Origin of the sequence: Brachybacterium sp. UNK5269 (assembly GCF_049266655.1) — a bacterium.
Classification (GTDB): domain Bacteria; phylum Actinomycetota; class Actinomycetes; order Actinomycetales; family Dermabacteraceae; genus Brachybacterium.
Genome location: NZ_CP184883.1, coordinates 461,034 through 474,227 on the forward strand (window position 1 = coordinate 461,034; position 13,194 = coordinate 474,227).

A 13,194-nucleotide genomic window follows, 5' to 3' on the forward strand; every position below is an offset into this window, starting at 1 on the left:
CGCCCGCTCAGGACGTCAGCGCGATCCAGATCAGCAGCTGGGTCAGCAGGAAGCCCGTGAGCAGGTTCAGCCACAGGAAGCGGCGCCAGCCCCGGTTGGCCTGCTCGGCCTGCGCGTCCGGCACCGAGCGGAACGGCCAGATGCTCAGGATGTAGGGGAGCACCAGCAGCCCGGCCAGGACCGCCGGCCACGGCGTCAGCAGCATCGCCAGGCCCGCCGCGGCGTACAGGGCGATGGCGAGCCGCACCGTCGGCGCCGCGCCGATCACGGTCGCGATCGAGCCGATGCCCGCCTCCCGGTCGGGCTGGACGTCCTGGACCGCCCCGAAGGCGTGCGAGGCCATGCCCCACAGGAAGAACGCCACCAGCGAGGCGACCGCGGTCAGCCCCACCGGCGCCCCGGTGAAGACCAGCCCGAACAGTGCCGGCCCCGTGAAGTGGGTGGAGGAGGTCAGCGAGTCCAGCACCGGGCGCTCCTTGAGCCGCACCCCGGGCGCGGAGTACCCCACCACCGCGGCCAGCACGATCACCAGCACCACCGCGGAGGCGGCGGAGCCCATCGCCAGCAGCGCCACCGCGAACGGCAGGGTGCTCAGCCCGGCCGCCCACAGCGTGATGCGGTGGAAGCGGCGGTCCAGCACGATGCCCTCCACGCCGCCCTTGCGGGGGTTGCGCAGATCCGACTCGTGGTCGAACACGTCGTTGACCCCGTACATCAGCAGGTTGTACGGGATCAGGAAGAACAGCGTCCCGATCACCAGCGCCGCGTCCACCCCGCCGCCGGCCAGCAGGTACGCGGCGGCGAAGGGGTAGGCGGTGTTGATCCAGCTCAGCGGGCGCGAGGACCCCAGCAGCTGGCGCAGGGCGCCGGGAGTGGTGGTCGCAGCGGTCATCGCTCCTCCGTCGGGGTCAGCAGCAGCCACAGCGAGGGCAGCAGGAGCCCGGCGGCGATCGGCCAGGCGAGGTCCTCGACCGGCACGATGCCGATCATCCATCCGCTGAGCAGGGAGTGGTCGTAGCGGAACAGGTCCACCGCGACCATCACGGTGTCGAACACGATCGTCAGCACCAGCAGCACGGCGATGGTGCCCGCGGTGAGCAGCCACCAGCGGGCGCGGGGCCGGCGCAGCAGGACCGCCAGTGCGGTGACCGCGAGCGGGGGCAGCAGGAACAGCCCGGCCAGGGCGGCATAGCTCATCGCCCCTCCGCCTCGGCGGCCGCGGGCTGCGGCCGACGGATGCGGTCGAGCGCGGTGGCGAGCAGACCCCACAGCACCAGGGTGGTGTAGCTGAGGAAGGTGATGAACACCAGCTCCTCGAGCGGCAGCTCGGGGGCGAGCATGATGCCGGTCATCAGCGGACTCTGCCCCATGCCGTAGTGGCCGGCCGCGATCGCGGCGAGGTCCCACAGCAGGAAGAAGGCGACCCCGATCGCGAGCACCAGCGCGGCGCGGCGCGGGGCGCGCCACAACACCAGGCGGAAGCGGTGGTCCAGCAGGCCCATGCAGAACGCCGAGCCGAGCAGCGCGGCCAGGTAGAGCAGCGGCATCATGCCGCGGCCCCCGAGGCCGGCTCGGGCTCCGGCAGCGGGGAGGCGGAATGGTCGCCGCGCAGGCGCTTGGCGACCAGCTCAGCGCTGATCAGGCACATCGGCAGCCCGATGCCGGGCAGGGTGCTGGAGCCGGCGTACAGCAGCGAGTCCACGCGGCGCGAGACGTTGCCGGCGCGGAAGAAAGCGCTCTGGCCCAGGGTGTGGGCGGGCCCGAGCATGCCGCCCTTCCAGGTGCCCAGGTCGCTCGCGAACTCCTCGGGGCCGATGGTGCGCCGCACCACCACCCGGTCGGCGAGGTCGGGGATCCCTGCCCAGTCGGCGATCTGGGCGAGGGCCTCGTCGGCGATCCGCTCCACCGCCGCCGAGCCGGCGCCGTCGATCCCGCCGCGTCCGAGGCCCGGGTCCGCCGGCATCGGGACCAGCACGAACAGGTTCTCCTGCCCCTCCGGCGCCACCGAGGGATCGGTGGCCGAGGGCCGGCACACGTAGATCGAGGCGGGGGAGGGGACGCGCCCCTCGGCGATCGCCGAGAAGTTCGCCGACCAGTCCTTGGTGAAGAAGAGGCTGTGGTGGGCGAGCTGCGGCAGGCGCCCGCGCACGCCCAGCAGCACCAGCACCGCGCCGGGGCCGGAGGTGGCCTTGTCCCACCAGGACTCGGGGTAGGTCTGCAGCTCCGGCGGGAGCATCGTGGTCTCCACATGGTGCAGGTCGGCGGTCGCCACCACCACCTGTGCGCCGAGCATCCGGGTGGCACCGTCGGGGCCCTGCACCTCGACGCCGCGGGCGCGGGGGCGGGCCTTCCCGGCACCGGGGGCGGTGAGGATGCGGGTGGCGCGGGTGGAGGTGTGCAGGCGCACCCCCTCGCGCTCGGCGAGCTGCGCGATCGCCTCGATGATGCGGGTGAAGCCGCCCTGCGGGTAGAGCACCCCGCCGGTGAGATCCAGGGCGCTCATCAGGTGGTACATGCTCGGCGTGCGATCGGGCGAGGAGCCCAGGAACACGGCCGGGTAGCCGAGGATCTGCCGCAGGCGGCGATCCCGGAAGCGGCGGCCGACGAACCGCTCCAGGGGCTCGAGCAGCAGCTGGGCCAGGCGCGGCGCCCGCGCCACCACGGCGGGCACCATCAGCTGCCGCCGACGGGTGAAGGAGGTGTACAGGAAGTGCTCGAGCGCCACGTCGTAGGTGTGGCGGGCCGAGTCGAGGTACTGGTCCAGGCGCCGCCCGGCGCCGGGCTCGATGGCCTCGAAGGCGTCGGCGTTGCGGGCGGCGGAGGCGTGCACGTCCACCGGCTCCGGCTCGTCCTCGAAGAAGACCCGGTAGCCCGGGTCCAGCCCCTGCAGGTCCAGCTGCTCGGCGGCGGAGGTGCCCAGCAGGCGGAAGAAGTGGTCGAAGACCTCGGGCATCAGGTACCAGGACGGGCCGGTGTCGAAGCGGAACCCGTCGCGCTCCCAGCTGCCGGCGCGGCCGCCGAGCTCCTCGCGCGCCTCGACCAGGTCGACGTCGTAGCCGTCGCGGGCCAGCAGGGCGGCGGTCGCCAGACCCGAGATGCCGCCGCCGATGACGACGGCGGAGCGGACGGCGGAGGGGGTGGTCATCGGCGGGCTCCTAGGACGGCGCGGGCCAGGATCCGCGCCTTCTCGTGGTCGGGGACGCGCACCCGGGCGCGGCGGATCCGGGCGGCGGGGGTGGCGCGCAGGCGGGCGGACAGCCCCGCGTAGAGACCGTGGGCGGCGGCCACGGCGGCCCGGCTGCTCGGCGGCAGCTGCGGGATGGCGGTGGCCGCATGGGCCAGGTCGGCGTCGATCTCGTCGAGCAGCAGGTCGCGGTGGGCGTCGCTGAAGGCGTCCGGGTCCAGGCCCGGGAAGTAGGTGCGGCCCAGCTCGTCGTGGTCCTCGGCCAGATCGCGCAGGAAGTTCACCTTCTGGAAGGCGGCGCCGAGGCTGCGGGCCGGCCCGCGCAGCCGCTCGTAGGCGGCGTCGTCCCCGTCGACGAAGACGCGCAGGCACATCAGCCCCACCACCTCGGCGGAGCCGTAGACGTACTCGGTCAGGCTCTGGCGATCGTGCGCGGCCACCTCGAGATCGGCGCGCATCGAGGCGAAGAACGGGTCGATCAGCTCCGGGCCGATGCGGAAGCGGCGGGCGGCGAGGGCGAAGGCGTGCACCGCGAGGTTGGTGCTGCGGCCGCGCCGGAGCGCCCGGGCGGTCTCGGCCTCGAACTCGTCCAGCAGCTCCCGCCGCACGTCGGGGGTGAGGTCCGGGGCGGGGTCGTCGACGATCTCGTCGGCGATCCGCACCAGTGCATAGATGCTGCGCACATGGGTGCGGACCGGTTCGCGCAGCAGTCGGGAGGCCCAGCCGAAGGAGGTCGAATAGCCCTGGATCACCGCCGCCGCGCTGTGCTGCGCGACGCGGTCGTAGCGGGCGCCGGGGGCCTCGGCCCGGTCCGCGGCCCTCATCGGGCGGCGGGCTCGGGTGCGGGACGCACCCACTGGACGATCGCGGCGGCCGCGATCAGCGCGGCGGCCACGCCGGCGGCGACGGCGGTGACGGGGGAGAACGGCTCGTCGGTCGCTCGGCCGACGGCGATCCAGGTCAGACCCCAGATCATCGCGGCGGGCGCCCCGATCGGCCGGTTCCCGGCCAGGCACAGGCCGATGCCGACGGCGGCGGCGACCGCGAGCACGGCCGAGGCGATCCACTGGGGGATCCCGAGGCCGAAGAAGCCCGAGCCGGCCAGTGCGGCCGCGATGTTGGCGCAGGTGGCGACCGAGACCCAGCCGAGATAGAGGCCGAAGGTGCCATCGACCACCACCCGGCCCATCACCCCGCGCGGCGGGGTGGCGATGAGGCGGCGGAAGAGATCGGCCAGCACCACCAGGAGCGTCACGATCACCAGCACGCTGACCCACACCCAGCCGGCCTGGATCACCAGGATCCAGGCCGCGTTCAGCAGCAGCGAGGCGATCGCGTGCCCGGCGATCCCGCGGTGGTCATCCGCGTCCCACCACTGCCACAGGGTGTAGGCGCCCAGCCCGGCATAGATCACCGACCAGATGGAGAAGGCGGTGCTGGCCGGGGCGAGGTGGGTGGAGTCGGCGGCGAGCAGGCCGCCGGCGGCCTCGGCGATCGGCTCCCCACCGAAGACGCCGACGCCGATGACGCTGCCGATGACCGTGATGACGTAGCAGGCGGTGACCGCGATCCGGCGCAGCAGCGGCCGCGATCCGGTCTGGTCCGGGCGGGTGGAGGGGGCGGTGGCGCTCATGCGGGCTGTCCTGTCCTGGTGGTGCGGTGCACCGGGGCGGGGTCGTCGGCGTCGAGGGGCAGCAGGGTGCGGTCGGCGGTGCACAGGATGGTGTCGGTCGCGCCGCGCATGGCGGCCACCAGGGTGGCCGGCAGGGTGTGGCGGGCAGCGGACTCGACCGCTGTGGTCACGTGCCAACGGGCGAGGTCCTCGGTCCAGGCCCGCGAGCCGCTGCGGGTGAGCAGGGCGCGGGCCCGTCGGCCCTCCTCCGGCCCCAGGTCGTCGCGGCCCACGAGGGTCTGCAGCTCCGACCATTCGGGAGTGGTGGAGGCATGGGCGAGCAGCGCGGTGCGCTTGCCCTCGCGCAGGTCCCCGAGGTTGCTCTTGCCGGTGCGGCTCTCCTCGCCGAACACCCCCAGCAGATCGTCGAAGAGCTGGAAGCCGATGCCGAGCAGCCCGCCGATCTCGTCCAGGGCGCTGAGCTGCTCCGGGGTGGCGTCGGCCAGCAGGGCGCCGGCGTGCAGGGGGAGCTGGAAGGAGTAGACGGCGGTCTTCAGCTCCGCGACTGCCAAGGCGTCCTCGAGGGCGGCGGAGGTGCGGCCGACGCCGAGCTGGAGGCGCACATCGGCGAGCTCCCCGGCCGCGGAGGCGTGGACGGTGCTCTCCAGCAGGTCCAGCAAACGCTCGATCACCGGGGCGGGGGCGTCGCAGCGGGTGACGGCGCGGAAGGCGGCCAGCAGGCCGAGGTCGCCGCCGAGGATCCCGGCCGCATCGCCGTAGCGGCGAGCCCCGAGCGGGGAGGCGCCGCGGCGCTGCGCGTCCTGGGCGAAGGTGCCGGACAGGTTCGGCACCCCGCGCCGCACCAGGTCGCCGTCGATGACGTCGTCCTGGACGACGAAGGCGGTGTGCAGCAGCTCGATCGCGGCCCCCACCTGGATCGCGGCGGCGTGGCGGTGCCCGCCGAGCTCACGGTGCGCGGCGATCAGCAGCGCCGGGCGGAACCGCTTGCCGCCCTCGACCGAAAGGGTGAAGGCGCTCCAGAGGTCGCGGTGGTCGTTCAGCGCCAGGTGGCCGGGACGCTCGGCGCCCCCGGCCAGCAGCCGGCCCAGCTCGCGATCGATGGCTCGGATGTCCTGATCGGTCATGGCGTCCTCCCTCGGGCGCTGCTCGCAGCACCGAGACTATCGCGCAGCGCCGGGACCTGAGAGACCATCCAGGGGCTCAGCGTCCAGGGCGCGAGGTCCACCAGGGAGATGAGCTCCTGCGGCGCGGCCCACCGCAGGTCCATCACCTCGTCCGGGTTCGGGATCGGGGCTCCGTCGGCCTCGGCGAGGAACACCGGGCAGACCTCGTTCTCGACCACTCCGGAGGCGTCGACGGCGCGGTAGCGGAAGTCGGGCAGCACCTCGCGCACGTTGCGCACACGCATGCCGAGCTCGTGCTCGGCGTGGCGGGCCACGGCGTCGGGCACGGACTCGCCCTGGCGCGGGTGGCCGCAGAAGGCGTTGGTCCAGACCCCCGGCCAGGTGCGCTTGCTCAGGGCCCGCCGTGTCACCAGGACCTGCCCGTCCTCCCCGAGGACGTAGCAGGAGAACGCCAGGTGCAGGGGAGTGGTGGTGGAATGGACCGTGGCGCGGGGGGCCAGGCCGCGGACGCTGCCGTCCTCGTGCAGCAGGATCACGTGATCCTGCTCAGCGCCGCCGACCATCGCAGCGTCGTCCATGTCGCCTCCCCGAACTACTTAGCCAATCTAGGTAATTGAGCGTAGCATCACGGGATGGCCGAAGCACCACCAGATCCGAGCACCGACTGCGCCTCCCCAGTAGGGAACGCCGCCGGCCCCTACTGGTACGAGGACCACGACTCCGCCGTCGCCCTGCTGAGCGCCCTGCGCATCCTCAGTGCGGCCGATCAGGACCTGCGCCGGCGGATGAGCGCCGCCATGGACATGAACACGACCGATCTGGCGGCGCTGCGCTTCGTCATCGCGGGGGAGCGGTCCCCCGAGCCGGTCACCGCCGTGCGCCTGGCCCAGCACCTCCGCATCTCCGGCGCCTCCACCTCCAAGCTGCTCGACCGCCTCGCCGCCTCCGGGCACCTGCGCCGGGCGCCGCACCCGCGCGACCGGCGATCCCGCATCATCGTGGCGACCGACCATGCCCATGCCGAAGTGAGGGAGCGCCTGAGCGGCATGCACGCCCAGATGCTCGAGATCGCCCGGCAGGTGCCGGCCGGGACGCGAGCCGCCACCGTCGACTTCCTGCTGGCGATGGCCCGCCACTTCGACACCGAGGCCCCTCCCAAGGAGCTCACCCCGCGGGCACTCTCTGCGGTACCCGACCCGGTGCCCGACGAGCGGCCGGAGACGGTGTAGCGGGCGTCACGCCGCGAAGTGCCGTTCTGGCTTGACGGGGTGCTGGCATCGGCGTAATGTTCTTCCTCGTGCCCCGGACAACGGGAACGAGGAAAGGCCGCGAGGCCGGACCGAGAAACCCGCTCTGGCCAGGCACATCAGGTTCTCTTCGGAGGGTCGGGACGCGGATCACACCGGTGCCGATTTGACTGGGAGGATCGGATCCCCTAAGTTTGAGGGGTTGCCCCGGGGCGAAGAGCTGGAAGGCTTGGAAGCCCGAGTGCGCGTGTTGCTTGATATCTCAATAGCGTGTCTGTTTGTTGATGCCATTATTTTGAATGGCAAAATTTTAACGGATGATACAGCAATTTAATTTGCTGGTTGTTTGTTTTTTTGTCGGGTTTATAGTTTTTCATGTTTTTTCATGGAGAGTTTGATCCTGGCTCAGGACGAACGCTGGCGGCGTGCTTAACACATGCAAGTCGAACGATGAGGGTGGTGCTTGCACTGCCTGATTAGTGGCGAACGGGTGAGTAACACGTGAGTAACCTGCCCCTCACTTCGGAATAACCTCGGGAAATCGTGGCTAATACCGGATACGAGCTACTGCCGCATGGTGGTGGTTGGAAAGATTTATCGGTGGGGGATGGACTCGCGGCCTATCAGTTTGTTGGTGAGGTAATGGCTCACCAAGGCGATGACGGGTAGCCGGCCTGAGAGGGCGACCGGCCACACTGGGACTGAGACACGGCCCAGACTCCTACGGGAGGCAGCAGTGGGGAATATTGCACAATGGGCGAAAGCCTGATGCAGCGACGCCGCGTGGGGGATGACGGCCTTCGGGTTGTAAACCCCTTTCAGTAGGGAAGAAGCGAGAGTGACGGTACCTGCAGAAGAAGCGCCGGCTAACTACGTGCCAGCAGCCGCGGTAATACGTAGGGCGCAAGCGTTGTCCGGAATTATTGGGCGTAAAGAGCTTGTAGGTGGCTTGTCGCGTCTGCCGTGAAAACCCGAGGCTCAACCTCGGGCGTGCGGTGGGTACGGGCAGGCTAGAGTGTGGTAGGGGAGACTGGAACTCCTGGTGTAGCGGTGAAATGCGCAGATATCAGGAAGAACACCGATGGCGAAGGCAGGTCTCTGGGCCATTACTGACACTGAGAAGCGAAAGCATGGGTAGCGAACAGGATTAGATACCCTGGTAGTCCATGCCGTAAACGTTGGGCACTAGGTGTGGGGGACATTCCACGTTTTCCGCGCCGTAGCTAACGCATTAAGTGCCCCGCCTGGGGAGTACGGCCGCAAGGCTAAAACTCAAAGGAATTGACGGGGGCCCGCACAAGCGGCGGAGCATGCTGATTAATTCGATGCAACGCGAAGAACCTTACCAAGGCTTGACATGCACCGGACGGTCGCAGAGATGTGGCTTTCTTCGGACTGGTGCACAGGTGGTGCATGGTTGTCGTCAGCTCGTGTCGTGAGATGTTGGGTTAAGTCCCGCAACGAGCGCAACCCTCGTTCTATGTTGCCAGCACGTCATGGTGGGGACTCATAGGAGACTGCCGGGGTCAACTCGGAGGAAGGTGGGGACGACGTCAAATCATCATGCCCCTTATGTCTTGGGCTTCAAGCATGCTACAATGGTCGGTACAATGGGTTGCGAAACTGTGAGGTGGAGCGAATCCCAAAAAGCCGGCCTCAGTTCGGATTGGGGTCTGCAACTCGACCCCATGAAGTCGGAGTCGCTAGTAATCGCAGATCAGCAACGCTGCGGTGAATACGTTCCCGGGCCTTGTACACACCGCCCGTCAAGTCACGAAAGTCGGTAACACCCGAAGCCAGTGGCCCATCCTCGTGAGGGAGCTGTCTAAGGTGGGATCGGTGATTGGGACTAAGTCGTAACAAGGTAGCCGTACCGGAAGGTGCGGCTGGATCACCTCCTTTCTAAGGAGCATCACCATTTTGGTGGCCATCTGCTCACCCGCGTGTGGTGGGGGTGGTTGCTCACGGGTGGAACATCAACGAATCGGCACTTCATCAGCCGGCCGGCGATCGAGTACAACCCTTTGGGGTGTGGAAAGGTTCAGGGTCGTTCTGGTTTGAGGTGGAGACACGCTATTGGGTTGTGAGGCTGCACGCAGCCCCATGACCCCTGATTGCTCTGTGGAGTAGTTGGGGGTGTGGGGTGTGTGGCTGGTTCCTCCCCTTCTTCGTGGGCGCTTGGCGCGTGCGGGGTGGGTGTGGGGTTGTTTCTTGAGAACTACATAGTGGACGCGAGCATCTTGTAAGCAATTTTGAAGAGCGCTTTGAGCGTTTTTGTGTGTTGCCGTAAGTTTTAAAGGGCACACGGTGGATGCCTTGGCAAGAGGAGCCGACGAAGGACGTGTGAGTCTGCGAAAAGCCTCGGGGAGTTGACAACAGAGCTGTGATCCGAGGATGTCCGAATGGGGAAACCCACCGCGAGTCATGTCGCGGTACCCGCCACTGAATGTATAGGTGGTGTGGAGGGAACGCGGGGAAGTGAAACATCTCAGTACCCGCAGGAAGAGAAAACAACAGTGATTCCGTGAGTAGTGGCGAGCGAAAGCGGAAGAGGCTAAACCTGGTCTGTGTGATACCCGGCAGGGGTTGCAGGTTGGGGGTTGTGGGACGTGTCGGATGGGTCTGCCGGCTCATCGACGTGGACGTGCAGTGGTAGTCGAAGTCGTGGTGAGTGCGACGGCGTAGAGGGTGTGACCCCCGTAGACGAAACTGCTGTGCGGCGTGACGCTGTTCCCGAGTAGCACCGGGCCCGTGAAATCCGGTGTGAATCTGCCAGGACCACCTGGTAAGCCTGAATACTACCTCTTGACCGATAGCGGACAAGTACCGTGAGGGAAAGGTGAAAAGCACCCCGGGAGGGGAGTGAAATAGTACCTGAAACCGTGTGCTTACAATCCGTCGGAGCCTTTAGGGGTGACGGCGTGCCTTTTGAAGAATGAGCCTGCGAGTTAGTGGTCGGTGGCGAGGTTAACCCGTGTGGGGTAGCCGTAGCGAAAGCGAGTCTGAACGGGGCGTTCAGTCGCCGGCTCTAGACCCGAAGCGAAGTGATCTATCCATGGGCAGTGTGAAGCGCGGGTAAGACCGCGTGGAGGCGCGAACCCACTTCAGTTGAAAATGGAGGGGATGACCTGTGGATAGGGGTGAAAGGCCAATCAAACTTCGTGATAGCTGGTTCTCCCCGAAATGCATTTAGGTGCAGCGTTGCGTGTTTCGTGCCGGAGGTAGAGCACTGGATAGGCGATGGGCCCCACCGGGTTACTGACCTTAGCCAAACTCCGAATGCCGGTACGTGAGAGCGCAGCAGTGAGACTGTGGGGGATAAGCTTCATAGTCGAGAGGGAAACAGCCCAGAACATCAGCTAAGGCCCCTAAGCGTGTGCTAAGTGGAAAAGGATGTGGAGTTGCTGAGACAACCAGGAGGTTGGCTTAGAAGCAGCCACCCTTGAAAGAGTGCGTAATAGCTCACTGGTCAAGTGATTCTGCGCCGACAATTTAGCGGGGCTCAAGCACACCGCCGAAGCTGTGTCATTCAGGATTATGTCCTGGATGGGTAGGGGAGCGTCGTGCAGCCAGCGAAGCCGCGGGGGAACCCAGTGGTGGAGGCTGCACGAGTGAGAATGCAGGCATGAGTAGCGAAAGACGGGTGAGAAACCCGTCCGCCGATTGATCAAGGGTTCCAGGGCCAGGTTTATCCGCCCTGGGTTAGTCGGGACCTAAGGCGAGGCCGACAGGCGTAGTCGATGGACATCGGGTTGATATTCCCGAACCGATCGTAGGAGGACCCATACCGAGGCAGCTGATGCTAACCACCTGCGCTTGCCCCATGCCCTTCGGGGTGTGGAGGTTGGTGTGGCTGGGAACCAAGGTTGTAGTAGGTCAGCGCGAGGAATGACGCAGAGAGGTAGCTTCCGCGGACTTAATGGAATAGTCCGTCTAAGCGTGCAGCCCGGCCCCGGGTAATGCTGGGGCCACTAAGGGTCAGACGTGATGGGGATCCCGTATGGGCGTAGGTGAGTGATCCTGTACTGCCAAGAAAAGTTCCGGCGTGACAATTACGGTCGCCCGTACCCTAAACCGACTCAGGTGATCAGGTAGAGAATACCGAGGCGTTCGAGAGAATCGTGGTTAAGGAACTCGGCAAAATGCCCCCGTAACTTCGGGAGAAGGGGGGCCCGAGGAGTGAGAGCTCTAAGGGCCGCAGAGACCAGGGAGAAGCGACTGTTTACTAAAAACACAGGTCCGTGCGAAGTCGTAAGACGCTGTATACGGACTGACGCCTGCCCGGTGCTGGAAGGTTAAGAGGACCGGTTAGGACCCTTCGGGGTCCGAAGCTGAGAATTTAAGCCCCAGTAAACGGCGGTGGTAACTATAACCATCCTAAGGTAGCGAAATTCCTTGTCGGGTAAGTTCCGACCTGCACGAATGGCGTAACGACTTCTCCACTGTCTCAACCGCGAACTCGGCGAAATTGCATTACGAGTAAAGATGCTCGTTACGCGCAGCAGGACGGAAAGACCCCGGGACCTTTACTATAGTTTGATATTGGTGTTCGGGACGGCTTGTGTAGGATAGGTGGGAGACTGGGAAGCATTCACGCCAGTGAGTGTGGAGTCATTGTTGAAATACCACTCTGGTCGTTCTGGATTCCTAACCTCGGTCCGTGATCCGGATCAGGGACAGTGTCTGATGGGTAGTTTAACTGGGGCGGTTGCCTCCTAAAGAGTAACGGAGGCGCTCAAAGGTTCCCTCAGCCTGGTTGGCAATCAGGTGTTGAGTGTAAGTGCACAAGGGAGCTTGACTGCGAGACAGACATGTCGGGCAGGTGCGAAAGCAGGAACTAGTGATCCGGCACCTCATTGTGGAATGGGTGTCGCTCAACGGATAAAAGGTACCCCGGGGATAACAGGCTGATCTTGCCCAAGAGCTCATATCGACGGCATGGTTTGGCACCTCGATGTCGGCTCGTCGCATCCTGGGGCTGGAGTTGGTCCCAAGGGTTGGGCTGTTCGCCCATTAAAGCGGTACGCGAGCTGGGTTTAGAACGTCGTGAGACAGTTCGGTCCCTATCCGCTGCGCGCGTTGGATATTTGAGAAGTCCTGTCCCTAGTACGAGAGGACCGGGATGGACTGACCTCTGGTGTGCCAGTTGTTCTGCCAAGAGCATGGCTGGTTGGCTACGTCGGGAAGGGATAACCGCTGAAAGCATCTAAGCGGGAAGCCTGCTTCGAGATGAGATATCCGTACACCTTCGGGTGTGGGAGGCCCCCAGTAGATGACTGGGTTGATAGGCCAGATGTGGAAGCACAGCAATGTGTGGAGCTGACTGGTACTAATGGCCGATGACTTACTACAACACGTTTTTCTTGTTTGCGAGTGTTTGCGTCCACTGTGTGGTTCTCGAGGAACAACTCCGGGAACACTACGCCCCTCTTGTGTGGGGTGTGGTGTTTGGTGGGGCTGGTGGTCTCGTTGTGTTACGGCGGTCATAGCGTCGAGGAAACGCCCGGTTCCATTCCGAACCCGGAAGCTAAGCTCGATCGCGCCGATGGTACTGCACTCGGGAGGGTGTGGGAGAGTAGGTCGCCGCCGGACATCTTCACTGGGAGTGGAGGAATGCTTGAGCCCCCTTTTTATGGGTGGGTTCGCTTCCTCCACTCCCTTTTTTTCGTGCCCGAACACCGCAGCGCGGTGGGGGCCGGCGCTGCCGCTGTGCCCTCCCGGGTCATCGGTGCAGGGCCAAGGGTGCGGCGGGCAGCGCGGAGGCGGCTAGCCCGTGGTCGACGCTCACACGTCGGCAGTCGCCCCGCAGATCCCGCAGGTCTCGTACTGTCGCCGGCCCCAGCGCAGGACCGGGAGCACGAAGAACAGCGTGCACTGTCGGAACGAGCGCATTCGGTGCCACGGTGCGGTGTTGTGGCAGTGCGGGCACTCTCGGGTCAGGCCCTCACCGAGGGTGCGGACCTTCGTGTCGATGCTGGCGATGAAGAGCATCCCGACAGCGTAGGC

The 13,194-nt window shown here is 66.1% G+C and carries 10 protein-coding genes and 3 rRNA genes; 4 read left to right on the top strand and 9 right to left on the bottom strand.

The genetic code is table 11. The features are described from left to right. Window positions 1-7: 7 nt before the first annotated feature. The 8 genes from ACOJUI_RS02080 to idi are packed head-to-tail and all read right to left on the bottom strand — an operon-like array spanning window position 8 to window position 6,519. On the bottom strand, window positions 8-892 hold the full coding sequence (locus ACOJUI_RS02080; RefSeq protein ID WP_422116457.1) for a prenyltransferase: 885 nt from the start codon (window positions 890-892) through the stop codon (window positions 8-10). Continuing rightward, window positions 889-1,197: a lycopene cyclase domain-containing protein gene (locus ACOJUI_RS02085; RefSeq protein ID WP_422116458.1), complete on the bottom strand. Its 309-nt coding sequence runs from the start codon at window positions 1,195-1,197 to the stop codon at window positions 889-891. The genes ACOJUI_RS02080 and ACOJUI_RS02085 overlap by 4 nt, the downstream gene beginning before the upstream one ends. Then, window positions 1,194-1,550, bottom strand: coding sequence for a lycopene cyclase domain-containing protein (locus tag ACOJUI_RS02090; RefSeq protein WP_422116459.1), 357 nt, complete (start codon window positions 1,548-1,550; stop codon window positions 1,194-1,196). Before ACOJUI_RS02090 ends, ACOJUI_RS02085 begins: the two co-directional genes overlap by 4 nt. Further along, on the bottom strand, window positions 1,547-3,145 hold the full coding sequence (gene crtI / locus ACOJUI_RS02095) for a phytoene desaturase family protein (RefSeq protein WP_422116460.1): 1,599 nt from the start codon (window positions 3,143-3,145) through the stop codon (window positions 1,547-1,549). Before crtI ends, ACOJUI_RS02090 begins: the two co-directional genes overlap by 4 nt. Further along, entirely contained in the window at window positions 3,142-4,008 is an 867-nt protein-coding gene (locus ACOJUI_RS02100) for a phytoene/squalene synthase family protein (RefSeq protein WP_422116461.1), read from the bottom strand. The genes crtI and ACOJUI_RS02100 overlap by 4 nt, the downstream gene beginning before the upstream one ends. After that, window positions 4,005-4,817 carry a tryptophan-rich sensory protein gene (locus ACOJUI_RS02105; protein WP_422116462.1) on the bottom strand — a complete coding sequence of 271 codons (813 nt, stop codon included), beginning with the start codon at window positions 4,815-4,817 and terminating at the stop codon, window positions 4,005-4,007. Before ACOJUI_RS02105 ends, ACOJUI_RS02100 begins: the two co-directional genes overlap by 4 nt. After that, entirely contained in the window at window positions 4,814-5,941 is a 1,128-nt protein-coding gene (locus ACOJUI_RS02110) for a polyprenyl synthetase family protein (RefSeq protein WP_422116463.1), read from the bottom strand. The genes ACOJUI_RS02105 and ACOJUI_RS02110 overlap by 4 nt, the downstream gene beginning before the upstream one ends. Next, complete coding sequence (gene idi / locus ACOJUI_RS02115) at window positions 5,938-6,519, bottom strand: isopentenyl-diphosphate Delta-isomerase (protein ID WP_422116464.1); 582 nt, start codon at window positions 6,517-6,519, stop codon at window positions 5,938-5,940. Before idi ends, ACOJUI_RS02110 begins: the two co-directional genes overlap by 4 nt. A 54-nt stretch (window positions 6,520-6,573) precedes the next feature. Between idi and ACOJUI_RS02120 the strand changes: the two genes are divergently transcribed. From ACOJUI_RS02120 to rrf, 4 genes are all read left to right on the top strand, one after another. Beyond that, window positions 6,574-7,170, top strand: a complete 597-nt coding sequence (locus ACOJUI_RS02120) for a MarR family winged helix-turn-helix transcriptional regulator (protein ID WP_422116465.1) — start codon at window positions 6,574-6,576, stop codon at window positions 7,168-7,170. Window positions 7,171-7,570: 400 nt separating this feature from the next. Further along, window positions 7,571-9,090, top strand: a 16S ribosomal RNA gene (locus ACOJUI_RS02125). Between the two features lie 382 nt (window positions 9,091-9,472). Next, window positions 9,473-12,540: ribosomal RNA gene (locus tag ACOJUI_RS02130) — 23S ribosomal RNA — on the top strand. A gap of 123 nt (window positions 12,541-12,663) precedes the next feature. Further along, window positions 12,664-12,780, top strand: a 5S ribosomal RNA gene (gene rrf, locus ACOJUI_RS02135). The 16S, 23S and 5S rRNA genes sit together here, the layout of an rRNA operon. Window positions 12,781-12,972: 192 nt before the next feature. Here rrf and ACOJUI_RS02140 read toward each other — a convergent pair. After that, window positions 12,973-13,179 (bottom strand): hypothetical protein, encoded by a 207-nt coding sequence (locus ACOJUI_RS02140; RefSeq protein WP_422116466.1) that lies wholly within the window; start codon window positions 13,177-13,179, stop codon window positions 12,973-12,975. Between the last annotated feature and the right edge of the window lie 15 nt (window positions 13,180-13,194).